Raw genomic sequence first — 26,516 nt, forward strand, 5'->3', positions numbered from 1 at the left:
AACAGCCTTCTTCACCTGTTTCCCCATCCTCAACTCCCCTGGAGGACCCGTGCCCGAGCTGAGGCCGGCCGGCGTCGAGCGCCGCACCTTCCTGCGTTACACCAGCGCCATCGGGGCGGCCGCCGCCATCACGGCAGGCCTCTCGGCGTGCGGCGGGCCCTCCTCGACCGCCGACGGAGCGGCGGGCAGGAGCGACGGCAACGGCACCATCGAGGCCGGTCTGTCGTACCCCCTGTCGACCGGATTCGACCCGATGATCACATCGGGTGCCACGCCGTACGCGGCCAACATGCACATCTTCGAGGGCCTGGTCGATCTCGACCCGGCCACGCTCGTGGCCGCTCCCGCACTCGCCACCGAGATGCCGAAGAAGATCAACGCCACCACCTACCGCGCCACCCTCCGCGACGGCGCGACCTTCCACGACGGCTCGGCGGTCACCGCCGAGGACGTGGTCTTCAGCTTCGAACGCATCCTGGACCCGAAGAACTCCTCGCTGATGGCACAGTTCGTGCCCTTCATCGACACCGTCACCGCGGTCGACACCAAGACGGTCGAGTTCAAGCTCAAGTACGCCTTCGCGCTGTTCCCCTCCCGCATCGCCGTCGCCCGGATCGTGCCGAAGAAGATCGTCGAGGCGGACGTCAAGGGCTTCGACGCCAAGCCCGTCGGCTCGGGCCCGTACAAGTTCGTCGAGGCCACCCGCGAGGACAAGATCGTCTTCGAGAAGTACGACACCTACAACGGCCCGCACCCCGCCAAGGCCGAGAAGATGGTCTGGCGCCTGATGTCGGACCAGTCGGCCCGCGTCAGCGCCATGGAGTCCGGCCGTGTCCAGGCCATCGAGGACGTCCCGTACATCGACGTCAAGCGGCTCTCCGCGACCACGAAGACCGAGTCCGTGCAGTCCTTCGGCCTCCTCTTCCTGATGTTCAACACCGCCGACGAGCGGTTCGCCGACAAGCGGGTCCGCCAGGCCCTGCACTACGCGCTGGACACCGAGAAGATCATCTCCACCGCGATGGTCGGCAACGCGGCGGCCGCCACCGGCTACCTCCCCTCGACCCACCCCGACCACCACCAGGCCGCCACCGTCTACACGCACGACGTGGCCAAGGCGAAGAAGCTGCTCACCGAAGCGGGCGTGGGCAAGCTCGGGTTCACCGTCCTGACCACCGACACCGGCTGGGTCAAGGACATCGCCCCGCTGCTCAAGGAGAGCTGGGCCGCCGCGGGCATTGAGGCCACCCTCGACATCGCGCAGTCCCCGGCCCAGTACGCCAAGGTCGACGGCGGCGACTTCGAGGTCATGGTCGCCCCCGGCGACCCCTCGGTCTTCGGCAACGACGTGGACCTCCTGATGCGCTGGTTCTACTACGGCTTCTGGCCGGAGAAGCGCTACGGCTGGGCGAAGTCCGCCGAGTACAAGCAGGTCAAGCAGCTTCTCGACAAGGCAGCCCAGACCGCCGACGAGGCCACCCGCAAGCAGCTGTGGGGCCGGATCACCGACGTCGTCGCCGACGAGGCCGCGCTCTACCCGATCCTCCACCGCAAGCTGCCCACCGCCTGGAGCGAGAAGGCCCTGCCCGGCTTCAGGCCGCTGCCCACCACCGGCCTGTCCTTCGTGGACGTCGGCCGCGCCTGACGTCCACCGGTCCGGGCCGCCCTCCCCGGCGGCCCGGACCCGCCGTCCGCCCAACCGCAAGGAACCCGACGATGGTTGCTTTTCTCCGGCTCGCGCTGCGCCGCGTCGCGATGATGCCGGTGATGATCCTCGGCATCGCGCTGCTGGTCTTCGTGGTGCTGCAGTTCTCGCCGGCCGACCCGGCCTTCAACGCGCTCGGGGAGAGCGCCACCCCTGAGGCCAGGGAGGCCTTCGCCGAGGCGAACGGGCTCAACGCCCCGCTTCTCGTACGCTACTTCGACTTCCTCGGCCAACTGCTCCACTTCGACCTCGGGATGACCGCCCCACCGAGCCGGCCCGTGATCGACCGGATCACCGCGGCCTTCCCGCTCACCCTCCAGCTCACCTTCCTCGGGCTGCTCCTCGCGATCGTCCTCGCCGTCGCCGGCGGCGTCGTGGGCGCCATGTACCGCGACCGCTGGCCCGACCAGCTCTTCCGGATCCTCTCCATGGCCGGCGTCGCCATCCCGTCGTTCTGGCTCGGCGTCCTGCTCATCCAGCAGTTCGCGCTGAACACCCGGATCTTCCCGACCGGCGGATACACCAACCCCGCCGACTCGTTCGGCGGCTGGCTCACCACGATGGCCCTGCCCGCCGTCTCGCTCGCCGTGCCCGTCGCCGCGTCACTCGCACGCCTCGTCCGCACGTCGATGGTCGCCGAACTCGACCGCGACTACGTCCGTACGGCCCGGGGCAACGGCCTGCCGGTCCACCTCGTGATCCGCTCGGTGCTCCGCAACGCGCTCGTCACCCCCCTCACCGTGCTCGGCGTCAAGGTCGGCTACCTGCTCAGCGGGGCCGTCGTCATCGAGGCGATCTTCGACCTGCCCGGCATGGGCAAACTCATCCTCGAAGGTGTCACCGGCGGCGACGTCGCCCTGGTCCAGGGCACCGTACTGACCATCGCCATCGCCTTCCTGGTGGTCAACGTCATCGTCGACCTGCTCTATCTGCTGGTCAACCCGCGCATCAGGACGGTGTGACATGTTCGCCACGGGCCGTCTGGCCGACAAGCTCTCCCGACCGGGCATCGCCTTCCGCGCCCTCCCGGTCACCTCCCGCATCGCCCTCGGCGTGCTGATCGTCGTCGTCCTCGGCGCCGTACTCGCCCCTCTGCTCACCCAGGACCCGCTCACCACGGGCACCCCCGTACAGGCCCCGGACGGCGACCACTGGTTCGGCACCGACCGTGCGGGCCGCGACGTCTTCGCCCGTGTGGTGCACGGTTCGCGCTACTCGCTGGTCATCGGCCTCGGCGCGAACGCCGTCGCCCTGGTCGCCGGAGCCCTGCTCGGCTCGCTCGCCGCCACCTCGCGCAAGCTGGGTGACGAGTCCGTCATGCGCACCCTCGACGTCGTGATGTCGTTCCCGCCGATCGCCCTCGCGGCCGTCCTCGTCGCCGTCTTCGGCACCAGCGTCCCGGTGATCATCTTCACCATCGCCTTCGTCTACACCCCCTCCCTCGCCCGCGTCGTACGCGCCAACGTCCTCGCCCAGTACGGAGAGGACTACGTCGCCGCCGAGAAGGTCATCGGGGCCCGCCGCGGCTACATCGTGCTCCGCCACGTCGCCGTCAACTGCATGGCCCCGGTCATGGTGTTCGCGACCGTCATGGTGGCCGAGGCCATCATCTTCGAGGCCAGCCTCTCCTTCATCGGAGCGGGCGTGCAGGATCCCGACCCGAGCTGGGGCAGTGTCCTCGCCTACGGCCGGCAGATCCTCCTCGCCGGCGGATGGTGGGCCACCTTCTTCCCCGGCCTGGCCCTCCTCGTCACCGTCCTCGCGCTCAACATCCTCTCCGAAGGCCTCACCGACGCCTCGGCGGCGCCCAGGAGCGCACGCCCCGCCGCCGAGCCGGCCGCCACCACGGCACCGGACCCGGTCGAGGCCGCCTCCACCGCCGACATCGACGCCGCCCTGGCCGAGCTCGCCCGGCACATCGACGCCACCGAACCCACCATCACCCCCGTACGCGAGGACGCCGACGACCTCCTCGTCGTACGCGACCTGGCGATCCGATTCCCCGACCGCTACGGCGACATCCCGGTCGTCGACGAGCTGAACTTCACCGTCCACGAGGGCGAGACCCTCGGCCTGGTCGGCGAGTCCGGCTGCGGCAAGTCCGTCACCAGCCTCGCCGTCATGGGTCTCCTCGCCCGCAACGCCGAGGTCAGCGGCGAGATCCTCTACCGGGGCCGGGACCTGCTGAAGCTCCCGCCCAAGGAACGCCGCGCCCTGATGGGCCCCGAGATCGCGATGGTCTACCAGGACGCGCTCTCCTCCCTCAACCCCTCCGTGCTCGTCGGCACCCAGCTGCGGCAGCTGACCTCACGCGGCGGCACGAAGACCCCCGCCGAACTCCTCGAACTGGTCGGCCTCTCGCCGGAACGCACCCTGCGCAGCTACCCGCACGAGCTCTCCGGCGGGCAGCGCCAGCGCGTCCTCATCGCCATGGCCCTGTCCCGCAGCCCCCGCCTCCTGATCGCGGACGAGCCGACCACCGCCCTCGACGTCACCGTCCAGGCCCAGGTCGTCGAACTCCTCATCCGGCTCCGCGACGAGCTCGGCTTCGCCATGGTGCTGGTCTCCCACGACCTCGCCCTGGTCGGCGACCTCTCGCACCGGGTCGCCGTGATGTACGCGGGCCGGCTCGCCGAGATCGGCGACACCCGGTCCGTCCTCACCGACCCCGCCCACCACTACAGCCGCGGCCTCCTCGGCTCCGTCGTGTCCCTGGAAGCCGGAGCGAACCGCCTCCACCAGATCCGCGGCGTCGTCCCCGCTCCCCAGGGCTTCGGCGGGGGATGCCGCTTCGCCGGGCGCTGCGGTGCCGCGACCGACCTCTGCCGCACCACGCCCCCCGCACTCACCGGGCGCGGCATCAAGAGGGACCACGGCTTCGCCTGCCACCACCCGTCCGGGGCCGACGCCGCGAAGAAGCTGGAAGGGAGCGCCCTGTGATCAGGCTCGACGGAGTTCACGTACGCCACAAGGCACGCAGCGGAGGCCTCTTCAGCCGCGACGCGGTCCACGCCCTCACCGACGCCACACTGGAGGTCAGGCGCGGCGAGATCGTCGGGCTGGTCGGTGAGTCCGGCTGCGGGAAGTCCACCCTGGCCCGGGTGCTGACCGGACTGCAGAAGCCCACCGAGGGAGAGGTCCGCTTCCACGGGCGCGACCTGTGGCAGATGACGGGCGCCGAGCGGCGCAACGACTTCGGCTCGGCCGTCGGCGTCGTCTTCCAGGACCCCTCCACCGCGCTGAACCCGCGCCTCACGGTCCGGCAGATCCTCCGCGATCCGCTGGACGTGCACAAGCGCGGCACCCGTGAGGAGCGCGAGGCACGCGTCGAGGAACTGCTCGACCTGGTCGGGCTGCCCGGCCACACCCTCGCCGCGCTGCCCGGGCAGCTCTCCGGAGGCCAGCGCCAGCGCGTCGCCATCGCCCGCGCCCTCGCCCTCGAACCGGAGCTGATCGTCGCCGACGAACCGACCTCCGCGCTCGACGTGTCCGTACGCGCCCAGGTGCTCAACCTCCTCGTCGACCTGCGCGAACGCCTGGGTCTCGGCATGGTGTTCATCTCGCACGACATCCAGACCGTGCGCTACCTCGCCGACCGCATCGCCGTCCTCTACCTCGGCCGGATCGTCGAGGAGGGCCGCGCCGCCGACGTGGCGGGCACCCCCAGGCACCCGTACACCGAGGCGCTGCTCTCCGCGACCCCCAGCCTGCTGGAGGCCACGGAGCGCATCGTGCTCACGGGCCCGGTCCCCTCCGCGACCAACCCGCCGCCCGGCTGCCCGTTCAGCACCCGTTGCCGGCATGCGGACGCGGAGTGCACCACGGCCTTCCCGGCCGGGGCCTCCGGGTCCGGCGAACACCGCTGGCACTGCGTCCACCCCAGGCCCCCCGTCTCCCTCACCGGGGACCTGACCCCCGTACCGCCCGCAAGGAGCACCGCATGACCGCCCCCACCACCCCGTACTCCGGAGTGATCCCGCCCGTCGTCACGCCGCTCACCGCGGACGGCGAACTCGACAGGGCGTCCCTGGAGCGGGTCGTCGGCCACCTCCTCGAAGGGGGAGCCGGCGGACTCTTCGCCCTCGGAAGCTCCGGCGAGACCGCCTATCTGACACCCGCGGAGCAGGACGAGGTCATCAAGGTGATCACGTCGGCCGCCGCAGGACAGGTGCCCGTCCTCGTCGGCGCCATCGAGACCACCACCAACCGGGCGATCGAGCGGGCCCGCGCCGCGGCCGGCCTCGGCGCCGACGCGATCGTGGCCACCGCGCCCTTCTACACGCGCACCCACGCCCCGGAGATCGACCGCCACTTCCGCGACATCGCGGCAGCCGTGGACCTCCCGCTCCTCGCGTACGACGTGCCGGTCTGCGTGCACAGCAAACTGGACCCGGAACTGCTGCTGCCGCTCGCCGCGGACGGGGTGCTCGCGGGTGTGAAGGACTCCAGCGGGGACGACGGATCCTTCCGCCGACTGGTCATCGGGGCGCGTGAGCACCCGGGCTTCTCGGTCCTGACGGGGCATGAGCTCGTGGTCGACTCGATGATGCTGAGCGGCGCGGACGGGTCGGTGCCCGGCCTGGGGAATGTGGACCCGCACGGCTACGTCCGTCTGCACGAAGCCGCCGTGAAGGGGGACTGGGCCGCCGCCAGGGCCGAACAGGACCGGCTGGTCGCGCTGTTCGACATCGTCGGGGCCGCCGCACCCGGCACCGCCTCGGCGACGGCCGCCGGGCTGGGGGCCTTCAAGACCGCCCTGATGCTGCGCGGCGTCATCGCGACCAACGTGATGAGCCCGCCGATGCGCCGCCTGGACGCCGGCGAGGCGAAGGCGATCGCCGCGCTCCTGGACCGGGCGGGCCTGTCCCGCGTCTGACACCACGTCCCCGCACAGGAGGAGGGGCCGGGGGGGGGCCCCCAAAATGGAGGGGCGCCCCCCCCCCCCCGGGGGGGGGGGGGGGGGGCGCCCCGCGGGGGGGGGCCGGGGCACCCCCCCCCCCCCCCCCGCCCGCACCCAGCCGCGGGCGCGTACCCCCCCCTCGACCCGCGCGCCCCCCCCCGGGGGGGCGGCGGGCCCGCCGCCCACCGCGCCCCCCACCGCCCCTCCTCCTGTGCGGGACTAGTTGCGCGAACCGCGGGTGCGGCGCATGAGCACCGCGCCGCCCAGCAGCAGTGCGGCGCTGGCGCCGGCGGCCATGCCGATGTCACCCGCACCGGTCTGGGCCAGCTGGGTGTCGGGAGTGTTCGGACCGGGGTTGCCGGCCGGCGGCACCACGGCCGGGGGCTCCTCGGCCGGGGGCTGGACCGGCGGCTTCGAGGTGGGGGGCTCGACGGTCGGGGGCTCGACGGTCGGCGGCTCCACCACCGGCGGCTCGACCGGCGGGTGCTCGTAACCGCTGTCGTTGACGCAGGTGTTGCCGAAGGCCGGGTTCAGCAGGCCGACCACGTTGACGCTGTTGCCACAGGCGTTCACCGGGACGTGGACCGGGGCCTGGGCCACGTTGCCGGACAGGACGCCGGGGGAGCCGACGGCCTGGGCGTCCGCGCTCGCGCCGGAGCCCTGGCTGCCCTGTCCGCCCCCGTAGGCGTCGTCGTGCTCGTCCCCGTAGGCGCCGCCGTGCTCCTCCTTGTGCTCGTCGCCCGAGCTGACGTTCGCGCAGGTGTTGCCGAAGGCCGGGTTGAGCAGGGCGATCACGTCCACGGTGTTGCCGCAGAGGTTGACCGGAACGTGCACCGGGACCTGCACGGCGTTGCCCGAACCGACGCCGGGGGAGTTCGCGGCCACTCCGTCGGCCGAGGCGTCGGCGTGTGCGTAACCGCCTGCGGCGGTCAGGATGCCCGACGCCGCCGCCATGACGATCATGCTTTTGTTCAGAACCTGTCGCATTACATGCCCTTCTCCGGAAAATCGCGTGGGCGGTGACCCTGATGGCGGTCATGCCATCGACGCGGACGCATCCATAACGACGCGAAGGATGCGGGGGAAACTTGGAGATCCGTGGAAATCGTGTAACCACCCGAAAGGGTCACGTACGCGTGTTCGTCTCGCGGCGGAGTTCTGGCATTCGGGTGAATGGGGGTGAACGGGGGGAACCAAATGCCCGGCGGCGAGTTGATCAGGGTGCTCCGCTGCGGGGCACTCGGTACGAGAAGGGTTCATCGTGATCAAGAAGGTTCTGGCCACGGGCGCCGTCGCCGCCTCCATCCTCGGTCTCTCGGCGACCAGCGCCATGGCGATCGGTGACGACACGGGCACGACGTCGATCAACGGCAACGGCGCCGAGGCGGAGTACGGCAACAGCGAGACCAAGGGTGACCAGAGCCCGCAGCTCACGCTCGTCCAGGGCTCGCTGAACAAGCCGTGCATCGCCCTGCCGGTCAAGGCCAACGTGGGTTCGCTGATCGGCCTCGTCCCGATCGCGGTCCAGGACATCAACGTCCTGTCCAACCCGCAGAACCAGCAGTGCGCCGACAACTCCACCCAGGCCAAGGGCGACGAGCCGCTGTCGCACATCCTGTCGGACATTCCGGTTCTCTCCGGCAACGGTGCCGGCAACAGCTGACCGGCCCTCAACGACCGGCCCGGGCCGCCGACACTCCTCCATCGCGCGGCCCGGGCCTGCAGCATTCGGGCGGTTTTCCGAGAAACGGCTCCCATAGCGTTTCGATGTCGCCCGCCACTCGTTACGGATTACAGCTCCGGAGTCACGAGCGCATTCACGTAATCGCTCGTGCGGCACGAAAGACGTGCCCGCCCAGGACTCCGCTGCAGAAAGGGATGAAAGTGAAGTACACCAAGGTTGCCGCCGTCGCCGCCGGAACCCTCATGGCGCTCGGCGCCGCTGCCCCGGCCATGGCTGACGCCGGCGCCGGTGCCGCTGCCGTCGGTTCCCCGGGCGTCCTGTCCGGCAACGTCGTGCAGGTTCCGATCCACATTCCGGTCAACGTCTGCGGCAACACCATCAACGTGATCGGTCTGCTCAACCCGGCCTTCGGCAACACCTGCATCAACGACTGATCTTCTGTCGTTCGAGCCGACGGCTCGTCATGAGAAGGCCCCGGAGCGCATATCGCGCCCCGGGGCCTTTCCCACTTTCCGGGCCCAGCGCGAAGGGGGAAATGCCGGCGTACGCAGTTTCCCGGTCCGGGGCTCGGTCGTTGTCCCGTTCAGAGGCGGCGGACGCCGCCCGCAGAAGGGATTTGAGAAGTGAAGTACGCGAAGACCGTCGCCGTTGTCGCAGGTTCCGTGGCCGCTCTCGGAGCGGCTGCCCCCGCCTTCGCCGCCACCACCCCCACGGCCCCCAGGCTCAGCCTCACCACCGGCGTGAACGAGCTGACGTCCACCGCGCCGCAGATCCCCGACCAGGTGGTGAACCCCGTGGTGGACGCAGTCGGAGAGACCGCCGGAGCGGTTCACGAGGACGGCACGGTCAGCAGGTCGGCCGACGCGGTGAACGGTGTGGCCGATGCGGCGGGGCCGCTCCTGGGCGGGCTGCCGCTGGGCGGCTGAACGGCCGCGTGGCGCCTGGCCCGCCCTTTCACTCCGCACTGTTCCCATGACGGGGGTCCCCGCATTGTGCGGCGGTCCGGCCGAGGAATCGTTCGGGTGAAATGGCGCAACCATTGCCACGGGGCCGAGTTGAACAGAATGCTCCGGACAGGCGGGCAACAGAAATACCAGAAGGGCACGTTTCATGATGAAGAAGATTCTGGCGTCGGCGGCAGTCGCCGCCTCCGTCGCCGGCGTTTCCGCCGCCGCGGCCCCCTCGGCCATGGCGATCGGCAACGACCAGGGCACGACGTCGGTCAACGGCAACGGCGCCGACCAGTACTACGGCAACAGCAGCACCCACGGCGACATGAGCCCGCAGATCGGCCTGATCCAGGGTTCGTTCAACAAGCCCTGCATCGCGCTGCCCGCGAAGGCCAACGTCGGCTCGCTCCTCGGGCTCATCCCGGTCGCGGTCCAGGACATCAACGTCCTGTCCTCCCCGCAGAACCAGCAGTGCACCGAGAACTCCACCCAGGCCAAGGGTGACGAGGCGCTGTCGCACATCCTCAACGACATCCCGGTGCTCTCGGGCAACGGCGCGGGCAACAACTGACACCGCGCGACTCCGGATCCCCCTGCGCCATTCCGGCCAGGGTGCACCGTTTCCCGCCTCGTCGTAGTTCGTGAAGACGCGTGGGGCTGTTCCGTCCGTGCAGCTGCCGACCTCGGTCGGCCGCGGGGGCGGAGCGGCCCCACGTGTCTGTCCGCGCCCGGCCGGTCGTCCGCCGGTCTGCACGTCGGGTAGCCCGATAGTGCGGGGATTGGGCCGGTTGCCTCACGCGCGGCCCACGCCGCACGCGCGGCCGGGTAGATGCGCCTCATGGACCCGTACGACAGTCATCACGCCCCCGGCCGCGACCGGTTGCCCGAGAGCTCCACGCCGATCTACGACCGGCTGTTCGCCGAATGGCAGGAAGCGGCGCGGCGTGCCGCCCGGCCGGGCCCGGTGGACGCGTCGCCCGGCGCGCGGGTGACCCGCGGCTCCGCGCGACGGCGGAAGGGCGCGTTCGTCCCCGCCGCACGTGCGGAAGAGGGGCGCGGGTAACGGCCTCGTCGACCGCGAACGTGATCCAACTCGTTCGAGTGGTGTAGCGGAACCAAACCTTCCGTTCTTGGTTAACCAGTACGTTCCACAACGGGACGCTCCGAAAGGTGAAGCGTAATGAAGAAGATGACCGCCGCCGCCGCTGTGGCTGTGTCCCTTATCGGTCTCTCCGCCGCCGCGGCCCCCTCGGCCATGGCGATCGGCAACGACCACGGCACCACCACGGTCAACGGCAACGGTGCCGAGGCGGAGTACGGCAACAGCGAGACCAAGGGTGACCAGAGCCCGCAGCTCAGCCTCGTCCAGGGCTCGCTGAACAAGCCGTGCATCGCCCTGCCCGTCAAGGCCAACGTGGGCTCCCTGATCGGCCTCGTCCCGATCGCGGTCCAGGACGTCAACGTCCTGTCCAACCCGCAGAACCAGCAGTGCGCCGACAACTCCACCCAGGCCAAGGGTGACGAGCCGCTGTCGCACATCCTCAACGACATCCCGGTGCTCTCGGGCAACGGCGTCGGCAACAACTGACACGATCGAATGCGGGCGGCTCCGGGCGTATCGCCTGCGGGCCGCCCGCATTCGGCTGCGTGGCACACACGGCGGTGCCCACCACTCCACGGGGGGTGGTGGGCACCGTTCGCGCACGAGGGGGAGCGGGTCAGCCCAGGCTGCGTACCGGCATGAGGCAGTGGGCGGAGGTGCTGATGACCTCGGGGTCGCCCACGAAGGACCGCAGCAGATCCTCACCGACCGGCTGCCCGGGGACGGCCGCGGGCCAGGGGCGCGTGGCGAACATCCCGTGCACCGTGCCCTCCGACCGTGCCGCGGCCAGCCACTCCGGCGGAACGGTGTACTGCGCCGTGAAGTGAGGCAGCGTCAGGACGGCCTGGCCGGCCTGGATGAGGAGCTTCACCGGAAGGTTCGGCAGATCCGTGGCGTCCAGGGTCTCGCCCCCCACTCGCAGGCCGCTGCGCTCCAGGGCGGTGCGCATGGCCCTCTCGCCGGCCTCCGGTCCGCCCGGAGCGTCGCCGAGGGTGTAGGTGAGCAGGAAGGCGGTCTCACGCCCTGTTCCAGGGTTCGACCCGCTCCAGCCGATCAGGATCTGGGTGCCCAACTGGGCCGGTGAGAAAGGGGCGGTGGCGGATTTGGGTGAGGTCATGTCCGGCACCCTAACGGCCCGAGACCGGTCCTTGTGCATGCGTATCACCTGATCGGGGAATATTCCTGCCAACCCGGTCCAATCCGCCGCGCGCGAAGTGCTGTCCGGAAAAACCCTTTGACTGTCCGGGGAGCCCCCGGGCTAGGCTGTGCCCAGTTCGAGGAACCAGGAGGTGAGGACATTGATGACTGTCGTTGCGGTGGGCGCTGCCCACGACCCGAAGTGCATCGTTCCCACCCCTGCGGCCGCCGGCTGACCTTGACCTTCTCTCTCCGCGCCTGAACGCGCGGTGCCGGGGCCGCCCTTGTGAAGGGTTTCCCTTGTCTTTCCCGATCTCCCAGGCTTCCACCCCGTCGCACCCGCTGGCCCCGTACGGCTGGGACGACGCATGGGCCGACACCTTCGCCCCGTACGCCGAGCAGGGACTCCTGCCGGGACGCGTGGTGCGGGTCGACCGCGGTCGGTGTGACGTGGTCACTCCGGACGGCACCCTCAGGGCGGACACCGCCTTCGTGGTGCCCCGCGACCCCATGCGGATCGTCTGCACCGGCGACTGGGTGGCCGTCGACCCCGACGGCGACCCGCAGTTCGTCCGTACGCTCCTGCCCCGCCGCACCGCCTTCGTACGCTCGACGTCGTCGCAGCGCTCCGAGGGCCAGGTCCTCGCGACCAACATCGATCACATCGTCGTCTGCGTCTCGCTCGCCGTCGAGCTGGACCTCGGACGGCTGGAACGGTTCCTGGCGCTGGCCATGTCCAGCACCGCCGGCGCCGCTCTGCTCGGCGACGCGAGCCGCTCCGCCGCTCACGAGGGGTACGAGGCTCACCCGCTCGTACTGCTCACCAAGGCCGACCTCGTCCCCGACGCCACGACGCTGTCCCACCTCGTCGAGGACATCGAGCGCATCGCCCCCGGGGTTCAGGTGCTCCCCGTCAGCTCCGCCACGGGGGAGGGCGTGGACGTCTTCGGGGCGATCGTCGGCGGCGGGACGAGCGTGCTGCTCGGGACCTCCGGCGCCGGCAAGTCGACGCTGGCCAACACGCTGCTCGGCGAGGACGTGATGGATGTGCGGGCTGCGCGGGACGTGGACGGCAAGGGCCGCCACACCACGACCACCCGCAACCTCCTCGTGCTGCCGGGGGGCGGCGTCCTGATCGACACCCCCGGGCTCCGGGGGGTGGGTCTCTGGGACGCGGAGGCCGGCGTCGGCCAGGTCTTCTCGGAGATCGCGGACCTGGCCCGGCAGTGCCGTTTCCATGACTGCGCCCACGAGGCCGAGCCCGGCTGTGCCGTGCTCGGCGCCATCGAGGACGGGTCGCTGCCCGAACGTCGCCTCGACAGCTACCGCAAGCTGCTCCGCGAGAACCACCGCATCGCGGCGAAGACGGACGCCCGGCTGCGCTCCGAGACCCTGCGTGAGTGGAAGCGCAGGGGAGCGGAGGGCCGGGCGGCGATGGCGATGAAGCGCGGCAGGACGCGCTAGCCGGAACGGCGGGAGGAGGCCGGGCGCCGTCGCCGTTCCGGCCCCCTCCCGCCTCAGCCCCAGATGACCGCACCCAGCCACGCACCCACCGCCAGAAGACAGCAGAAGAGCTCCAGGAGCACCGAGTACCCCGTCGCCCGCATCACGGACCGGAGCGAGGTCCAGCCCGCCGCCCGGCTGCCGAGCCGCAGGCGTTCGGCGCAGTAGACCGCGCCCACGTATCCGAGGATCCCGCCCACCACCGGTACGACGAAGAAGCCGGCGATCGCCGCGAGGCCGCCGGCCATCAGCGTTTTGCGCGGCGCCCCCGACTCGCGGGGGCGCCGCGAGGGCAGCAGCGCCTTCAGCGCCTGGTTCAGCAGCAGGAGGCAGGTCGCGCCGATCAGCACGCCCCAGGCGACCGGGGTCGGGTCGGTCAGCGCCCACCAGAGCACCGCGGCCCAGACGATCGCCTGCCCGGGCACGCCCGGCACCAGGACGCCGACCAGGCCGAGCAGCATCACCGCCCCGACGGCAACGAGCTGCCACACACTCATTCGACCAGCGTGCCGGAGTACGCCGGGTCCCGCCCGTCAGCGCTGTCCCGACGAGCTGCCGAAGCCGCGGTCAGCGCGGGGCGCGGGCCACCCAGCCACGTTCGTACGCGTGCCAGCCGAGCTGCAGCCGGGTGGTGACCCCGGTGAGCTCCATGAGCCCCTTCACCCGCCGCTGCACCGTCCGCAGCCCCAGGTCCAGCTGCTTCGCCACGCTCGCGTCCGTCAGACCCGCCAGCAGCAGCGAGAGGATCTCCAGGTCGGTCGGGTCGGCGCCCGGCCCGTTCTCCTCACGGATCCCGCTCCCGCCGAGCCGCAGCGGCATCGCGTCCCGCCACACCGCCTCGAAGAGGCCCATCAGGGACTCCAGCAGCCCGCTGGCATGGATCACCAGGGCGGCGGGCTCGGCCCCCCGGCCGGTCAGCGGCACCATGGCCAGTGCGGCGTCGGCGACCACCAGTTTCGTCGGTACCCGGTCGACCACCCGGCACTGCTCGTCGCGGCCCAGCGCCGCCGACAGCTCCACGATCCCGGACGGCAGCGAGAGCACGTCGCGCTCGACGACCACGCGGTAGGACACACCGCGCATCGCCGCCCGTTCCTCGGACTCGTTCTCCATCCCGGTGACCGCGATCGGCTTCCCCGTGACCAGCGCGCAGACCTCGGACGTCGCGCCCAGCTGAAGCTGGTGGAACCGGTGGGCCACCGCGCTCGCGCCCGTCACCACCTCCACCAGGTCGTGCACGGCGGGTTCGGCGGCCTCCGCCCGGTACTCCTCGGCGAGCAGCGCGGACGCCAGCTCCGCCTGTTCGAGCTCATGGCGCTGCTGGGTCAGCAGCGCGCCCAGGGCGACCCCGGGCGGGGCGGCGACCCAGCGGTCCGCCCGTGACGACGACTGGGCCACGAGCCCCTGCTGCTCCAGCCGGCGCAGCGCACGCTCGGTGTCCGCCTCCGGCAGGGCGAGCCGGCGCGCGAGGTCGGAGAGCTCCGCGGCACCGGCCGCGACCAGTGCCCGGTAGGCCGCTTCCTGTCTCTCGTCGAGACCTATCGCTGACAGCATCCTCGGCCCTCCCCGGCTCCGTGCTCGCGCCTTCCCGCGCCCGTCGGGCGGGGTGTGCGGTGGCGGGAAACAGCCACGGCGTAAACCCGCCGGGCCCATCATGCCCCGTCGTACCCGTCTCTCTGACAATCTGGCGCCACCGAGGCGACGCCCGCGCCATGGGCGGCGGGCCGAGCACACAGACCGGCCCGCCGGGCGACCTTCCCGTGGGGGGTGGGGACGCCTGGCGGGTCACCTTTCCGGAGCCACTTCCGGGCCACTTTTCCGGATGACCCGGTTTCGTACGCCCCGAGCGGTCGACAATATGGGCATGAGCCAGCAGGGGGAGAAGCCCGCCGCCCATGAGGACGACTGGTGGCGGGCGCTGTACGACGAGACCGCGCCGGACGCCGGGCCGAGCGGCGCGGCCGACAGCCTCGACGACCGCTTCGACTCCGCGTCGGACGCCGTGGGCGGCCCGGAGACCGACCGGGCGGAGCACGTGGACCACCCGGTCACGGTGGTGCCGCTGCCCGACCCGCGCCTGCCGGAGGCGGACCTCGCGCCGGAACCCCCGCCTCCCGCGCCGGAGTCCCCGCCCGCGCGCACCGTCGCGGTCGGGCGCGCCCCCTGGGAGGCCCCCACCGGACCTCCTGAGCCGCGGACCTTCGCGGTACGGACGCCGGCCGCCGGCCCACCCGCCGTGCCGGAGCCGGCCGGGGCCCCGCCCGTACGCCCGGCCGTCGGCCACATCGGGGACCGGCCCCCCACCTACGACGCCGAGCCCGCCGCCCTGCCCGCCTCCGGCCCCGACGACCTCGACGGCCTCGTCCCCGACACGGTCCTCGACGGCGCCAGGTACGGGACGTACACCCTGCGGGCCGCGTCCGTACGCGGCGACTCGGCGCGCTTCCGCGGCGAGCCCCGCCGCGACGCCCTGCTCACCGCGCGTTTCGGCGCCGGGGACAGCGCCCTGGTCCTCGTCGCGGTGGCCGGCGGAGCCCGCGGCACGGAACAGACCCGCCTCGCCGCAGCCGACGCCTGTCGCTGGATCGGCGGATCCGTCGCCCGCAGTCATGCCCGGCTCTCCGACGACATAAGGGCAGGACGCAGGGGCGACCTCAAGTCGGGGCTGCAACGCCTCACCGACCGCACCTACGGCAAGCTGCGCGGCCGGGCCGCCGAGCTCGGCCTCCAACCGTCCGCGTACAACGCCGACCTGCGCTGTCTGCTGCTGTCCGCCGACCCGGAGTGCCGTACCCGGGTCTTCTTCGGCATCGGACGGGGCGGCCTCTTCCGCCTGCGCGACGGGGTCTGGCAGGACCTCGACCCCGTGCTCCCCGCGTCCGGCCGGGAGGCGGACGAGGAGAGCCCCGGCGGGGACCGGCTGACGATGGATCTGCAGATCACCACGGCCCGGCCCCCGCACGCCGGGAGTCCGCCGCCACCCCCCGCGGAACCCTTCCGCTTCCGTGCCTCCGTGGCACGGCCGGGTGACACGCTGCTGCTCTGCGGAAACGGCCTGGCCGAACCCATGCGCGGCGAGCCGGCGCTCGCCGCGGAGCTCGCGCGGCGCTGGACCGCCGACGGGCCGCCCGGACTGCCCGCCTACCTGGCCGACACCCAGCTGAGGGTCAAGGGGTACGCCGACGACCGTACGAGCGCGGCGGTCTGGGAGGCGTAACCCGGCACGCCATGGGTTGATGGAGGCACGGACAGCCGGAGGCAGAGAGGGTGCGCACCCATGGCCAAGCAGAACGTGTCGGAACAGTTCGTCGACATCCTCGTGCGGGCGGGGGTCAAGCGGCTGTACGGCGTCGTGGGCGACAGCCTCAACCCCGTGGTCGACGCCGTCCGGCGTAACGCCGCCATCGAGTGGGTCCAGGTCAGGCACGAGGAGACCGCCGCGTTCGCGGCCGGTGCCGAGGCCCAGATCACCGGCACCCTCGCGGCCTGCGCCGGTTCGTGCGGGCCGGGCAACCTCCACCTCATCAACGGCCTCTACGACGCCCACCGCTCCATGGCCCCGGTGCTCGCCCTCGCCTCGCACATCCCGTCGAGCGAGATCGGCCTCGGCTACTTCCAGGCGACGCACCCCGAGCTGCTCTTCCAGGAGTGCAGCCACTACAACGAGATGATCTCCAACCCGCAGCAGATGCCGCGGCTCCTCCAGACGGCGATCCAGCACGCGATCGGCCGGGGCGGCGTCAGCGTCGTGTCGATGCCGGGTGACATCGCCTCGCAGCCGGCCCCGGAGAAGTCGATCGAGCACGCCCTGGTCACCTCGCGGCCCTCCGTGAAGCCCGGTGACGAGGAGATCGACAAGCTGTGCCGGATGATCGACAAGGCCAAACGGGTGACGCTGTTCTGCGGAAGCGGAACGGCGGGCGCGCACGCCGAGGTCATGGAGTTCGCCGAGCGGGTGAAGTCCCCGGTCGGCCACGCGCTGCGCGGCAAGGAGTGGATCCAGTACGACAACCCGTACGACGTGGGCATGAGCGGACTGCTCGGCTACGGCGCCGCCTACGAGGCCACCCACGAGTGCGACCTGCTGATCCTGCTGGGCACCGACTTCCCGTACAACGCGTTCCTCCCGGACGACGTGAAGATCGTCCAGGTCGACGTGCGTCCGGAGCACCTGGGCCGGCGGTCCAAGCTCGATCTGGCCGTCTGGGGCGATGTGCGGGAGACGCTGCGCGCCCTGACCCCGCGCGTGAAGGTCAAGACCGACCGCAAGTTCCTCGACCGGATGCTGAAGAAGCACGCCGACGCGCTCGAGGGCGTGGTCAAGGCGTACACCCGCAAGGTCGAGAAGCACGTCCCGATCCATCCCGAGTACGTCGCCTCGGTCCTCGACGAACTCGCGGACGACGACGCGGTGTTCACCGTCGACACCGGCATGTGCAATGTGTGGGCCGCCCGCTATCTGACGCCCAACGGCAAGCGCAGGGTGATCGGTTCGTTCAGCCACGGCTCGATGGCCAACGCTCTGCCGCAGGCGATCGGAGCCCAGTTCACCGACCGGAACCGGCAGGTCGTGTCGATGTCCGGCGACGGTGGATTCACCATGCTGATGGGCGACTTCCTCACGCTCGTCCAGTACAACCTGCCGGTGAAGGTCGTCCTGTTCAACAACTCCTCGCTCGGTATGGTCGAGCTGGAGATGCTGGTCGCGGGGCTGCCCTCGTTCGGCACGGCCAACAAGAACCCCGACTTCGCGGAGATCGCGCGGGCCGCCGGGGCCTACGGGGTGCGGGTCGAGAAGCCCAAGCAGCTGGAGAGCGCGCTCAAGGCGGCCTTCCGGCACAAGGGCCCGGCGCTCGTCGACGTGGTCACCGACCCGAACGCCCTCTCCATCCCGCCGAAGATCAGTGCCGACATGGTCACCGGCTTCGCGCTCTCCGCCAGCAAGATCGTCCTGGACGGCGGGGTCGGCAGGATGCTCCAGATGGCCCGCTCCAACCTCCGCAACGTCCCGCGGCCCTGAGCGGGGCCCGTGCGGCTCACATCAGCCGTAGGGTGCCGGGCCGGGTCCGCTCCCTGATGATGTCGACCAACTGGTCGAACAGCGTCGGGCCCAGGCCCGCCCGGGCCTCGGCCAGCTCCCGCTCGACGCGCGCCCTGTTGGTGGGGTGGACCCGGGGGAGCAGACCGGCCAGCCGGCGGGCGGTCTCCTCGTGGCCCAGGGCGCGGGCGGAGCGGGCGTGGTCGTGCCACTCGATGACGAAGGAGCCGTCGTCCGGCGTGCCGAAACCGCCGCCGAGGCAGTCCGCGAAGGCGTCGAGACCACGGCCGAAGTAGCCGCCGGGGCCGTTCACCGCCTCGCCGACCGCATCCCAGAAGCCGTCCAGGCCGCTGATCCCGGAGCCGTCGATCACATAGGTCACGGTCATGCGTGGAGCGTACAAGCGCGAGTTCTCCCGACGCCGGTCCGATGGTCCGCGCCGCAGGTGGGGGACTACGGCGCGGACCGGTCCGTGGGTGTACGGCTCAGCAGTCGTGGTCGACCAGGTCGAAGGACTCGTAGTGGTCCGCGGTGTAGTAGTCCTCCTCGACCTCTTCGCCCGTCACGATCCGGCGGGCGCCGCGGTCCGAGGAGCCGGGCGTGATGACGGTGTACTCGTGGTAGTAGCCCGTGCTCCGGCTGGGCAGCAGGGCTTCCCGGTTCTGGAAGACGGTGCCGTCCTGTTCGTACGGGAACGGGCCGCCCGCGTCGATGAGGTCGAGTGTGTCGTGGGCCTGGGACGGCAGCGCGGAGTAGCAGACGCTGCCGACCGCGGCGGTCGAGGGAGCCGTCGCGGCCGATGCGGTGACCGGCCCGCCGACGAAGAGGACGGACAGGAGGGCGGCGACGCCGCCGAGCGTGGTGATCCGTGGGGGGATTCGCATGTCCACCATGATGACGCGCGTAGATCCCCATCCGTCAACGCCAACACGAGTGAATTTTTGGGGAGTTAACGGTGAGTACGAAAAACGTAACGTGCCGGCCGCCGACCGGGGGTTGCGCGACCGCCCGTTCATATGTTGACGCCCGGGGACGCGTGAGCGCTGCCCTGTGGGGCATGCATCCCGTGACGGCGTTCGAGACATGACGTCATGAAACGGAACTCAGGGAGGCCGATTCAGCGTGCGTGCGGGGGACATGACGAAGCGACAGGAGAGCCCGCCCAAGCGGCTGCACCGCAGAGTCGGCCATGCCGATCTGTCGGCCGTGGGGGAGATACGCGGAGCGCTGCGGGAGTTCCTGCGCAGCCGAAGACGGCCGGAGGAGACGGAGGTGGCGGAGCTCCTGCTCAGCGAGCTGGTGACCAACGCGCTCATCCACACGAGGAACGGCGCCGTGGTCACGGTGACCTCCGTGCCCGCGCGGGTGCGGGTGGAGGTGCGCGATTTCGTGACCGGACAGGAGCCCGCGCCGTACGTACCGAACGCCGACGACGGTACGCACGGCAGGGGACTGATCCTCGTCCAGAGCCTGGCCGACTCCTGGGGAGTCACGATGCAGGCCCTGGGCAAGGTGGTGTGGTTCGAGCTGAACGCCGGGAAGGCCTGACGCTCAGCCGAACTGCTGCTCCAGGTCCTTCAGTTTCTGCTCCAGCGAATCGAGCCGGGGCAGGGCCTGGGTGTCGTCCTCGGCCGTGAGGTCGACGGTCGCGGGTTCACCGCTGGGGGTCTGTGCCGAAGTACTCCTGGAGTTCGAGCCGTTCACGGCTTGGAGGGATGGCCGGGGGCGCAGTGGCAGTTGTCCCGGTTCTGTTATGGCAGGCTCCGCGACGGCCGGTGGGCCGCCGCCCGGTGCCGGGGCGATCGCCTGGACGTCCACCTGGCGGCCGGACCGGCCGCCGCGGCTCCAGACCCGGTTCTGCCGGTTCAGGGCCTTGATGTGGGCGCGGTCCAGCTTCGCCTGGTCCCTTCTGCGGTGCCGGTCCTGTTCCGCCTCCCGGCGGTCCTCGCGTACCTCGTCGACCGCCTCGTCCAGGGTGCGTACGCCCTCGAGGAGCATCAGCGACCAGGCGCCGAAGGTCTCCCTGGGGGCGCGCAGCCACCGTACGATCCGGATCTGCGGCAGCGGGCGGGGCACCAGGCCCTGCTCGCGCAGCGCCGCACGGCGGGTCTGCTTCAGCGCGCGGTCGAACAGCACCGCCGCCGAGAGCGACATGCCCGCGAAGAAGTGCGGGGCGCCCGCGTGGTCCATCCCGCGCGGCGCGTGCACCCAGTTGAACCAGGCGGCGGCGCCGGCGAACGTCCACACCAGCAGCCGGGAGCCGAGTGCGGCGTCCCCGTGGCTGGCCTCGCGCACCGCGAGCACCGAACAGAACATCGCGGCCCCGTCGAGGCCGAACGGCACGAGGTACTCCCAGCCCCCGGAGAGGCTGAGGTTTTGCCGGCCGAAGCCGACGAGCCCGTGGAAGGAGAGGGCGGCGGCGACCGCGGCACAGCAGAACAGCAGGACGTACGAGGCGGTGGCGTAGAGGGCCTCCTTGCGCCTGCGGCGCTCCTCGCTGCGTTCCCAGCTGTCGTCGGCCGCGGCCTTCCCAGCGGCGCGCTTGCCGCGCGCGACCACCGTCACCGCCGCCATGACCCCCACGAGCAGCACGGCGCCCGGAAGCAGCCAGTCAAGCGATATGTCGGTCAGTCTCATGCGCGGTCCCTTGCGTCACGTAGGGCGTTTCGGGCGCCATCGTGGCGGAAATACTGCCGCGCTCAGGGGGTTTCGGGGCAAGTGGACGCGATTGGGGTGACCGGCCTCATCGTTGGGCGGAATCTTTTCGAACGCCCTGTCGTGGAAGGCGAGTTGCATTCGAATTCCGGTCGCCCGCCCGGGTGGTGCGGACCATGGTGGGTCTCAGACGGCCGGGGTCAGCTTCCGGACGCGGTCGGCGTCGCAGGTGCGCGGGCAGGTCACGCAGGTGTCCTCGGGCCGCAGTGTGTAGAAGAGGCAGCAGCTGGCGCGGTCGCGCGTCGGGAGCGATTCCCCGTCGGGGCCCGTCAGTTCACGGAAGCCGGCCGTGCCCACGTACGGCTTGGTGGTGCCCGGCAGCAGCAGCTCCAGCTCCCTCATCGCCCGGCTCTCCTCGCCGAGCAGATGCGCGATGTACCAGAGGCCCTCGACGATCTCGTCGGTCGCCATGCCCCACAGGGCCCGCTTCCCGCGCCGCATGCGTGGCCGGAAGCCGTCCAGCACCGGACCGAGGTGCTGGGCCACGGAGTCGAGGACCTCGGCCCGGAGCGCCGACTCGTCCGGGACGACCCGGGCGCCGGGCAGTCCTGCCGCCGGGTCGTCGGGCAGGCAGGCGAACTCGCTCACGCGCAGGGTGAGATGGCCCAGGCCCCGGTGGAAGGAGACGTCACCGACGGGGATCCGCGGCACCCGGCGGTGCGTGAACCACGGCAGGGTCACCAGGAGGCAGGCCGGCCAGGCGTAGCGGTGGAGTCCGAAGCTCGCGATCACGTCGGGGCGGGCTCGGGTGCCGTAGTCCCGGAGCACCTGCGCCTCGTCCCAGGCCAGGAAGGCGTCCAGTGCGGCGCCGCCCGCCGCGAGCTCGGAGGCGCCGACCCAGCCGCTGTCCGAGGGGGCCGCGACGTCGTCGGTGAGCACCTCGGCACGCAGGCCGGGGAAGACCTCGGCCAGACGTTCGTACGCCGCCGTCAGTGGGGACGGGGCGGTGGCGGCGAGCAGAGCGGGCACGGTCATTCAGGGACCACCGAATCACGATCTTTTGCAGGTAAGCCTTACCTTACCCGAACTGATCGGTGTTTGAACTGAGGCCCGCTCCGCCTATCGTGCACAAGGGGCCGGACGCGCGCGAGTCGGCCCGGCAGTGGGAGGAGGGTCAGGTGGAGCAGGGCGGAGCGCGTGAGAGCGTGCGGCCGTACGCGTCCGCGGGCACCCCGCAGGACGTGCGCGTGCCGGAGCAGGCGCGCGGCGAGCACACCCACAGCGAACCCCCCGCGCCCCGCGTGGTCCAGCGGCACTCCGTGCGCGGCCAGGTCCTGGACGCCCTGCGCGCCGCGCTGGTCGGCGGGGAGCTGGCCCCCGGGGAGGTCTACTCGGCCCCGGCGCTCGGTGCCCGCCTCGGCGTGTCCGCGACCCCGGTGCGCGAGGCGATGCAGCAGCTGGCCGTCGAGGGCGCCGTCGAGGTCGTGCCGAACCGCGGCTTCCGGGTCAGCGAGCGGGGTCCCCGCGAGCTGGCGGAGCTCGCCGAGGTGCGCGCCCTGATCGAGGTGCCCGTCATGCTGCGGCTCGCCCGCGCCGTCCCCGCGTCCGGCTGGTGCGCGCTGCGGCCGCTGGCCGACGCCACGGTCGCGGCGGCCGCCGTCGGTGACCGTGCGGCGTACGCCGAGAGCGACCGCGCCTTCCACGGCGCCGTGCTCGCGCTGTCGGGCAACCAGCAGCTCGTCGCGGTGGCCGACGACCTGCACCGCCGGTCCCAGTGGCCCCTGGTCAACAGCCCCGCGGGCCGCCGGGCCGACCTCCTCGCCGACGCCTCGGAGCACACCGCGCTCCTGGACGCGCTCATCGCCCGGGACCTCACGGTGGTGCAGTCCCTCGTACGTGAACACTTCAACGGCGCGGACGTCTGAGACGGCGCGGTCGCCTGAGACGGCGCGGACGTCCGGGAAGGCGTGGCCGTCCGGGAAGGCGCTCAGTTCGCCTCGACGGTGTCCGGGGACGGCGGCTCCAGCCGGGGTGCGAGCCAGGTCGGTACGCCGCCGAGCAGCCGGAACAGCCGGCCCGCCTCGGCGCGCAGCCGGGCCGCCGCCTCGGGTTCGGGCTCGGCGTCGGCGAGGGAGATGAGCGCCGGAGCCGTGCCCACGAGATAGCCCAGCTCCTCCCTTATCCGCAGCGACTCCGCGAAGCCGTGCCGCGCCTCCGCCAGCTCCCCCTCGCCCAGGGCGAGCGAGGCGAGGTGCCGCCAGGTGAAGGAGAGCAGGAGTTCGTCGCCCCGGGCCGTGGCACCGGCGTGCGCCCTGCGGTAGGCGGCGCGGGCGGACTGGGGGGAATCGGCGATGTTCTGGGCGATCAGGCCCCGGCGGAAGTCCAGCAGAGGGCGGCCGGCGGCCGAGGGGGAGAGCAGGGCGGCGGCTCTGCTGAGCGCCACGCTGGCCTCGTCGGCCCGGTCGCGCGCCCCCAGCAGGGTCGAGGCGTAGGCGAGATAGCCGCGTTCGCAGGCGGCCGCCCCGCGCTCGGAGTCGTCCTGGGCGAGCGCCTCCGCGGTGCGCAGCGCGTCCTCGGCGTCCGTCCATCCGACGCCGGTGTAGAGGCACCGCTCCGTCAGCAGCGAGGTCCGCTGGAGGGCTGCCGCGGGGTCGGTGGCCGCCCGGGGTTCGAGCAGCGCGGCCGCGTCCGTCCAGCAGGCTCGTGAGCGCAGCCGCCATACCGCTGTCTGGAGCGGCGGATCGTCATCTGCGGTCGTTCCGGAACCAGACATGGCGGTATGCGCCACATTGCCCTCCCCGAGCGCGCCATCGAGCTGTGGAGGCCGGCCGGCGAGTGCCGGGGTCGGCCAGGGTCTGCGCGCATCTCAGCACGGAATGGCACGCTGGGCCAAGGGGTGGGATCAATGTCAGGTGAAAGATTTCACAATCACCTGGAGCCCGGGAGGGCGGTGATACACGCGCGAAGTCAGCTCATACGCAGGGCGAGGAAGAAGTCGAGCTTGTCCTCCAGGCGCGAAAGGTCACGTCCCGTCAACTGCTCGATACGTCCGACGCGATAGCGCAGTGTGTTGACGTGCAGGTGCAGCCGGGCCGCGCAGCGTGTCCAGGACCCGTCGCAGTCCAGGAAGGCCTCCAGCGTCTCGATCAGCTCCGCGCGGTGCCGCCGGTCGTAGTCGCGCAGCGGGTCGAGGAGCCGGGCGGTGAAGGCGCGGCGCACGTCGTCCGGGACGAAGGGCAGCAGCAGGACGTGCGAGGCGAGCTCGTGGTGGCCCGCCGCGCAGACCGGGCCCGGCCGGGCCGCGGCGACCCGGCGGGCGTGCCGGGCCTCCTCCAGCGCTCCGCGCAGCCCCTCGGCGGAATGCACGGCGGCGCTGACACCCAGTGTCAGGCGCCCGTCGTCCGCGAGGCCGGCCGAGAGCGGCGCGCGGACGGTGTCGAGCAGGGCGTCGGCGTGGAGCGCGGTGGCGTGGTGCTCCCGGTCCTCGGAGTCCCCGGACGCCTCGGACCCGTCGGCCGCCGGCGGAAGCGCCGTCAGCGGTACGAGGGCGATGGCCTCCTCACCGGTGTGCGCCACGGCGATCCGGTCCGCCGAGTCGGGGCCCGTCACCGCCGGGTCGACCAGGATCTCCTCCAGCAGGGCCTGAGCGGCCTGGCCGCCCGCCGGCTCCGTACCCTCGGCCGACCACTCGACGCGGGCCACCACGACCTGCCAGTGCGGCGCCGCGCCGAGGCCCGGCAGCAGGACCGGGGCGGCCACCCGCAGCCTCGCCGCGATCTCGGCCGGGGCGGCGCCCGTCTGGACCAGCTCCAAAACCTCCTGGGCCAGCCTGCGGCGTACCGCGCGGGCGGCGTCGCGGCGGTCCCGTTCGACGGCGATCAGCTGGGTGACGCCCTGAAGCAGGTCCAGGCGGGCCGCAGGCCAGTCGCCGGAGTCCGCCGCCACAGCCAGCAGCCAGTCCGAGAGCACGGACTCGCGCACATCGCGGGACGGGGCGGGCAGGGCTCCCCGGCCGGTGTTCCGGATCGGGAACAGCGAGTAGGCGGTGCCCTCCACCTCGGCGCGGTGCGGCCCCGGGCGTCCGGTGCGGGTCGCCGCCAGATGCCGGCCCGCCAGCTCCGCGCCGACGCGCGGGGGCAGGGGCTCACCGGCCCCGGCGATCTGCCGGCCCGTCGGGGACAGGACCCAGGCGCGCAGGTCCAGGTCGGAGGTGAGCAGGTCGAGGACCACCTCGGGGCCGCCACCCGCGGGGCCCGAGGTCATGAGCCTGCGGTGGCGGTCGACGACCGCGGCGAGGTCACCGGCACGCTCCCCGGATACCTGGCGCACCACGTGCTCGGTGATCGTCGCGAACGCAACCGTCTCGTCGACCGCGAACAGCGGGAGCCGGTGCCGCAGACACGCCTCGACCAGATCGTCGGGGACGGCCCCGAGCTCCGCCTCACCCGCCGCCAGGCCGGCCACGCCCGCGTTCGCCAGGATCCGTACGAACGGTTCCGTGTCCGACGCGTCCCGGCGCCACGCCAGACCCGTGAGGACCAGCTCACCGCCGGAGAGATAACGGCTGGGGTCGCGCAGGTCGGTCGTCATGACGCCCCGGACCGAACGGTCCAGCTCGTCCTCGCCGCCGAGCAGCCGCAGGCCCAGTACCTCGGTGTCCAGCAGTGCGCGCAGCCGCATCGTCGATTGCCGCCGATCTCTTCGTTGGTGCGGGGGAGGGCGGAGGTCACCTGTGAATTGCGGTGAGGTTACCGATACCCGCCATTCGTTCGAATCTACAAGACCGGGACGGGGACCAGCCAATTCCTTCATGGTTTCGGTGACTGCACCGAGTGGAGCAAGGCTTGTGTACTGGGCCACACACCGCGTGAACAACACATGAACGACCTTTCCCGGGCCGGCCGTCCCCAGCCCAGCCGAACGACCCGATTGAGAAGAAGAGAGCCACTCATGGACTTCCTTCGCCCCGCCAGCTGGGAGGAGGCGCTCGCCGCCAAGGCCGAGCACCCGACGGCTGTGCCCATCGCGGGTGGAACCGACGTGATGGTCGAGATCAACTTCGACCACCGGCGGCCCGAGTACCTCATGGACCTCAACCGCATCGGTGAGCTGTCCGAGTGGCAGGTGGGCCCTGACGCCGTACGCCTCGGCGCCTCCGTGCCGTACAGCGCCGTCATGGACCACCTGCGGGCCGAGCTGCCCGGTCTCGCCCTCGCCTCGCACACCGTCGCCTCGCCGCAGATCCGCAACCGGGGCGGCGTCGGCGGCAACCTGGGCACCGCCTCGCCCGCCGGCGACGCCCACCCGGCGCTGCTCGCCGCGGGAGCCGAGGTCGAAGCCGCGTCCGTACGGGGGACGCGGATGATCCCGATCGACGACTTCTACACCGGCGTCAAGCGCAACGCCCTCGCCCCGGACGAGCTGATCCGGGCCGTCCACATCAAGAAGGCCGACGGCCCGCAGCAGTACTCCAAGGTCGGCACCCGCAACGCGATGGTCATCGCCGTCTGCGCCTTCGGCCTCGCGCTCCACCCGGAGACCCGGACCGTGCGCACCGGCATCGGCTCCGCCGCCCCGACCCCGGTCCGGGCGAAGGAGGCGGAGGCGTTCCTGAACGCCGCGCTGGAGGAGGGCGGGTTCTGGGAGAGCGGAAAGATCATCACCCCTTCCGTGGCCAAGCAGTTCGCCCAGCTCGCCGCCGGGGCCTGCAACCCCATCGACGACGTACGGGGCACCGCCGCCTACCGCAGGCACGCGGTCGGCATCATGGCCCGCCGCACGCTGGGCTGGACCTGGGAGCAGTACCGCGGAGCGGGACGCACCCTCGAAGGAGCTGCTTAAC

General features: G+C 71.8%; 27 protein-coding genes. 17 read left to right on the top strand and 10 right to left on the bottom strand.

All coding sequences use genetic code 11. The annotated features are described in order from the left end of the window. Window positions 1–49 precede the first annotated feature (49 nt). The 5 genes from ACIP63_RS27230 to ACIP63_RS27250 all read left to right on the top strand — a co-directional run bounded on the left by ACIP63_RS27230 (window position 50) and on the right by ACIP63_RS27250 (window position 6,581). Window positions 50–1,645, top strand: a complete 1,596-nt coding sequence (locus ACIP63_RS27230; protein WP_401520560.1) for an ABC transporter substrate-binding protein — start codon at window positions 50–52, stop codon at window positions 1,643–1,645. A 71-nt stretch (window positions 1,646–1,716) separates the two neighbouring features. Then, window positions 1,717–2,667: an ABC transporter permease gene (locus ACIP63_RS27235; RefSeq protein ID WP_401520563.1), complete on the top strand. Its 951-nt coding sequence runs from the start codon at window positions 1,717–1,719 to the stop codon at window positions 2,665–2,667. 1 nt (window position 2,668) lies between these two features. After that, complete coding sequence (locus tag ACIP63_RS27240; protein WP_401520565.1) at window positions 2,669–4,645, top strand: dipeptide/oligopeptide/nickel ABC transporter permease/ATP-binding protein; 1,977 nt, start codon at window positions 2,669–2,671, stop codon at window positions 4,643–4,645. Further along, on the top strand, window positions 4,642–5,649 hold the full coding sequence (locus ACIP63_RS27245) for an oligopeptide/dipeptide ABC transporter ATP-binding protein (RefSeq protein WP_401520568.1): 1,008 nt from the start codon (window positions 4,642–4,644) through the stop codon (window positions 5,647–5,649). The genes ACIP63_RS27240 and ACIP63_RS27245 overlap by 4 nt, the downstream gene beginning before the upstream one ends. Then, window positions 5,646–6,581 carry a dihydrodipicolinate synthase family protein gene (locus ACIP63_RS27250; protein WP_401520571.1) on the top strand — a complete coding sequence of 312 codons (936 nt, stop codon included), beginning with the start codon at window positions 5,646–5,648 and terminating at the stop codon, window positions 6,579–6,581. Before ACIP63_RS27245 ends, ACIP63_RS27250 begins: the two co-directional genes overlap by 4 nt. 243 nt (window positions 6,582–6,824) lie before the next feature. Here ACIP63_RS27250 and ACIP63_RS27255 read toward each other — a convergent pair whose 3' ends face one another. Beyond that, a complete protein-coding gene (locus ACIP63_RS27255; RefSeq protein ID WP_401520574.1) occupies window positions 6,825–7,592 on the bottom strand; it encodes a chaplin in 768 nt (255 codons plus the stop codon). 274 nt (window positions 7,593–7,866) lie between these two features. Between ACIP63_RS27255 and ACIP63_RS27260 the strand changes: the two genes are divergently transcribed. The 6 genes from ACIP63_RS27260 (at window position 7,867) to ACIP63_RS27285 (ending at window position 10,827) form a co-directional block, all read left to right on the top strand. After that, window positions 7,867–8,268, top strand: coding sequence for a rodlin (locus ACIP63_RS27260; RefSeq protein WP_401520577.1), 402 nt, complete (start codon window positions 7,867–7,869; stop codon window positions 8,266–8,268). A 221-nt stretch (window positions 8,269–8,489) separates the two neighbouring features. Continuing rightward, window positions 8,490–8,723, top strand: coding sequence for a chaplin (locus tag ACIP63_RS27265; protein WP_401520579.1), 234 nt, complete (start codon window positions 8,490–8,492; stop codon window positions 8,721–8,723). Window positions 8,724–8,912: 189 nt separating this feature from the next. Further along, entirely contained in the window at window positions 8,913–9,215 is a 303-nt protein-coding gene (locus ACIP63_RS27270; protein ID WP_401520582.1) for a hypothetical protein, read from the top strand. Window positions 9,216–9,399: 184 nt separating this feature from the next. After that, window positions 9,400–9,810, top strand: a complete 411-nt coding sequence (locus tag ACIP63_RS27275) for a rodlin (RefSeq protein ID WP_401520585.1) — start codon at window positions 9,400–9,402, stop codon at window positions 9,808–9,810. 267 nt (window positions 9,811–10,077) lie between these two features. After that, on the top strand, window positions 10,078–10,302 hold the full coding sequence (locus ACIP63_RS27280; RefSeq protein ID WP_401520588.1) for a hypothetical protein: 225 nt from the start codon (window positions 10,078–10,080) through the stop codon (window positions 10,300–10,302). Window positions 10,303–10,419: 117 nt separating this feature from the next. Beyond that, window positions 10,420–10,827, top strand: a complete 408-nt coding sequence (locus ACIP63_RS27285; protein WP_401520591.1) for a rodlin — start codon at window positions 10,420–10,422, stop codon at window positions 10,825–10,827. Between the two features lie 130 nt (window positions 10,828–10,957). On the opposite strand, the gene ACIP63_RS27290 is transcribed toward ACIP63_RS27285, so the two are convergent. After that, the gene (locus ACIP63_RS27290; protein WP_401520594.1) at window positions 10,958–11,458 is read right to left on the bottom strand and encodes a DUF5949 family protein; all 501 of its coding nucleotides are present in this window, start codon (window positions 11,456–11,458) and stop codon (window positions 10,958–10,960) included. Window positions 11,459–11,778: 320 nt separating this feature from the next. Between ACIP63_RS27290 and rsgA the strand changes: the two genes are divergently transcribed. Further along, window positions 11,779–12,942, top strand: coding sequence for a ribosome small subunit-dependent GTPase A (rsgA, locus tag ACIP63_RS27295; protein ID WP_401520597.1), 1,164 nt, complete (start codon window positions 11,779–11,781; stop codon window positions 12,940–12,942). Between the two features lie 53 nt (window positions 12,943–12,995). On the opposite strand, the gene ACIP63_RS27300 is transcribed toward rsgA, so the two are convergent. After that, window positions 12,996–13,478, bottom strand: a complete 483-nt coding sequence (locus ACIP63_RS27300) for a DUF456 domain-containing protein (RefSeq protein ID WP_401520600.1) — start codon at window positions 13,476–13,478, stop codon at window positions 12,996–12,998. Window positions 13,479–13,548: 70 nt separating this feature from the next. After that, window positions 13,549–14,535, bottom strand: coding sequence for a helix-turn-helix domain-containing protein (locus ACIP63_RS27305; protein WP_362939867.1), 987 nt, complete (start codon window positions 14,533–14,535; stop codon window positions 13,549–13,551). A gap of 310 nt (window positions 14,536–14,845) precedes the next feature. Here ACIP63_RS27305 and ACIP63_RS27310 point away from each other — a divergent pair, with 310 nt between their 5' ends. Together ACIP63_RS27310 and ACIP63_RS27315 are read left to right on the top strand one after the other, a co-directional pair. After that, a complete protein-coding gene (locus ACIP63_RS27310) occupies window positions 14,846–16,198 on the top strand; it encodes a protein phosphatase 2C domain-containing protein (protein WP_401520605.1) in 1,353 nt (450 codons plus the stop codon). Between the two features lie 60 nt (window positions 16,199–16,258). After that, window positions 16,259–18,001, top strand: a complete 1,743-nt coding sequence (locus tag ACIP63_RS27315; protein ID WP_401520607.1) for a pyruvate dehydrogenase — start codon at window positions 16,259–16,261, stop codon at window positions 17,999–18,001. A gap of 16 nt (window positions 18,002–18,017) precedes the next feature. Here ACIP63_RS27315 and ACIP63_RS27320 read toward each other — a convergent pair whose 3' ends face one another. Then, a complete protein-coding gene (locus tag ACIP63_RS27320) occupies window positions 18,018–18,407 on the bottom strand; it encodes a barstar family protein (RefSeq protein ID WP_401520610.1) in 390 nt (129 codons plus the stop codon). Window positions 18,408–18,504: 97 nt separating this feature from the next. Then, window positions 18,505–18,903: a ribonuclease domain-containing protein gene (locus ACIP63_RS27325; protein ID WP_401520612.1), complete on the bottom strand. Its 399-nt coding sequence runs from the start codon at window positions 18,901–18,903 to the stop codon at window positions 18,505–18,507. 253 nt (window positions 18,904–19,156) lie between these two features. Here ACIP63_RS27325 and ACIP63_RS27330 point away from each other — a divergent pair, with 253 nt between their 5' ends. Next, a complete protein-coding gene (locus ACIP63_RS27330) occupies window positions 19,157–19,567 on the top strand; it encodes an ATP-binding protein (protein WP_401520615.1) in 411 nt (136 codons plus the stop codon). A gap of 3 nt (window positions 19,568–19,570) precedes the next feature. On the opposite strand, the gene ACIP63_RS27335 is transcribed toward ACIP63_RS27330, so the two are convergent. Both ACIP63_RS27335 and ACIP63_RS27340 read right to left on the bottom strand, forming a co-directional pair. Beyond that, window positions 19,571–20,656, bottom strand: coding sequence for a DUF2637 domain-containing protein (locus ACIP63_RS27335; protein WP_401520617.1), 1,086 nt, complete (start codon window positions 20,654–20,656; stop codon window positions 19,571–19,573). Between the two features lie 204 nt (window positions 20,657–20,860). Further along, window positions 20,861–21,709 (bottom strand): (2Fe-2S)-binding protein, encoded by an 849-nt coding sequence (locus tag ACIP63_RS27340; RefSeq protein ID WP_401520620.1) that lies wholly within the window; start codon window positions 21,707–21,709, stop codon window positions 20,861–20,863. Window positions 21,710–21,852: 143 nt separating this feature from the next. Between ACIP63_RS27340 and ACIP63_RS27345 the strand changes: the two genes are divergently transcribed. Continuing rightward, on the top strand, window positions 21,853–22,599 hold the full coding sequence (locus tag ACIP63_RS27345) for a GntR family transcriptional regulator (RefSeq protein ID WP_401520623.1): 747 nt from the start codon (window positions 21,853–21,855) through the stop codon (window positions 22,597–22,599). Between the two features lie 62 nt (window positions 22,600–22,661). Here ACIP63_RS27345 and ACIP63_RS27350 read toward each other — a convergent pair whose 3' ends face one another. Next, the gene (locus tag ACIP63_RS27350; RefSeq protein ID WP_401520626.1) at window positions 22,662–23,447 is read right to left on the bottom strand and encodes a hypothetical protein; all 786 of its coding nucleotides are present in this window, start codon (window positions 23,445–23,447) and stop codon (window positions 22,662–22,664) included. A 194-nt stretch (window positions 23,448–23,641) separates the two neighbouring features. Then, on the bottom strand, window positions 23,642–25,354 hold the full coding sequence (locus ACIP63_RS27355; RefSeq protein ID WP_401520628.1) for a PucR family transcriptional regulator: 1,713 nt from the start codon (window positions 25,352–25,354) through the stop codon (window positions 23,642–23,644). 270 nt (window positions 25,355–25,624) lie between these two features. On the opposite strand from ACIP63_RS27355, the gene ACIP63_RS27360 reads away from it, so the two are divergent. Further along, entirely contained in the window at window positions 25,625–26,515 is an 891-nt protein-coding gene (locus ACIP63_RS27360; protein ID WP_104784529.1) for a xanthine dehydrogenase family protein subunit M, read from the top strand. Window position 26,516 lies beyond the last annotated feature (1 nt).

This window comes from Streptomyces sp. NPDC088746, from assembly GCF_044751065.1.
Taxonomy (GTDB): Bacteria; Actinomycetota; Actinomycetes; order Streptomycetales; family Streptomycetaceae; genus Streptomyces.

Coding starts and splice junctions, on each gene's coding strand:
- ACIP63_RS27235 (WP_401520563.1), top strand. CDS start 1,717: ATGGTTGCTTTTCTCCGGCTCGCGCTGCGCCGCGTCGCGATGATGCCG.
- ACIP63_RS27240 (WP_401520565.1), top strand. CDS start 2,669: ATGTTCGCCACGGGCCGTCTGGCCGACAAGCTCTCCCGACCGGGCATC.
- ACIP63_RS27250 (WP_401520571.1), top strand. CDS start 5,646: ATGACCGCCCCCACCACCCCGTACTCCGGAGTGATCCCGCCCGTCGTC.
- ACIP63_RS27255 (WP_401520574.1), bottom strand. CDS start 7,592: ATGCGACAGGTTCTGAACAAAAGCATGATCGTCATGGCGGCGGCGTCG.
- ACIP63_RS27275 (WP_401520585.1), top strand. CDS start 9,400: ATGATGAAGAAGATTCTGGCGTCGGCGGCAGTCGCCGCCTCCGTCGCC.
- ACIP63_RS27280 (WP_401520588.1), top strand. CDS start 10,078: ATGGACCCGTACGACAGTCATCACGCCCCCGGCCGCGACCGGTTGCCC.
- ACIP63_RS27285 (WP_401520591.1), top strand. CDS start 10,420: ATGAAGAAGATGACCGCCGCCGCCGCTGTGGCTGTGTCCCTTATCGGT.
- ACIP63_RS27290 (WP_401520594.1), bottom strand. CDS start 11,458: ATGACCTCACCCAAATCCGCCACCGCCCCTTTCTCACCGGCCCAGTTG.
- ACIP63_RS27300 (WP_401520600.1), bottom strand. CDS start 13,478: ATGAGTGTGTGGCAGCTCGTTGCCGTCGGGGCGGTGATGCTGCTCGGC.
- ACIP63_RS27305 (WP_362939867.1), bottom strand. CDS start 14,535: ATGCTGTCAGCGATAGGTCTCGACGAGAGACAGGAAGCGGCCTACCGG.
- ACIP63_RS27310 (WP_401520605.1), top strand. CDS start 14,846: ATGAGCCAGCAGGGGGAGAAGCCCGCCGCCCATGAGGACGACTGGTGG.
- ACIP63_RS27315 (WP_401520607.1), top strand. CDS start 16,259: ATGGCCAAGCAGAACGTGTCGGAACAGTTCGTCGACATCCTCGTGCGG.
- ACIP63_RS27320 (WP_401520610.1), bottom strand. CDS start 18,407: ATGACCGTGACCTATGTGATCGACGGCTCCGGGATCAGCGGCCTGGAC.
- ACIP63_RS27325 (WP_401520612.1), bottom strand. CDS start 18,903: ATGCGAATCCCCCCACGGATCACCACGCTCGGCGGCGTCGCCGCCCTC.
- ACIP63_RS27330 (WP_401520615.1), top strand. CDS start 19,157: ATGACGAAGCGACAGGAGAGCCCGCCCAAGCGGCTGCACCGCAGAGTC.
- ACIP63_RS27335 (WP_401520617.1), bottom strand. CDS start 20,656: ATGAGACTGACCGACATATCGCTTGACTGGCTGCTTCCGGGCGCCGTG.
- ACIP63_RS27340 (WP_401520620.1), bottom strand. CDS start 21,709: ATGACCGTGCCCGCTCTGCTCGCCGCCACCGCCCCGTCCCCACTGACG.
- ACIP63_RS27350 (WP_401520626.1), bottom strand. CDS start 23,447: ATGTCTGGTTCCGGAACGACCGCAGATGACGATCCGCCGCTCCAGACA.
- ACIP63_RS27355 (WP_401520628.1), bottom strand. CDS start 25,354: ATGCGGCTGCGCGCACTGCTGGACACCGAGGTACTGGGCCTGCGGCTG.
- ACIP63_RS27360 (WP_104784529.1), top strand. CDS start 25,625: ATGGACTTCCTTCGCCCCGCCAGCTGGGAGGAGGCGCTCGCCGCCAAG.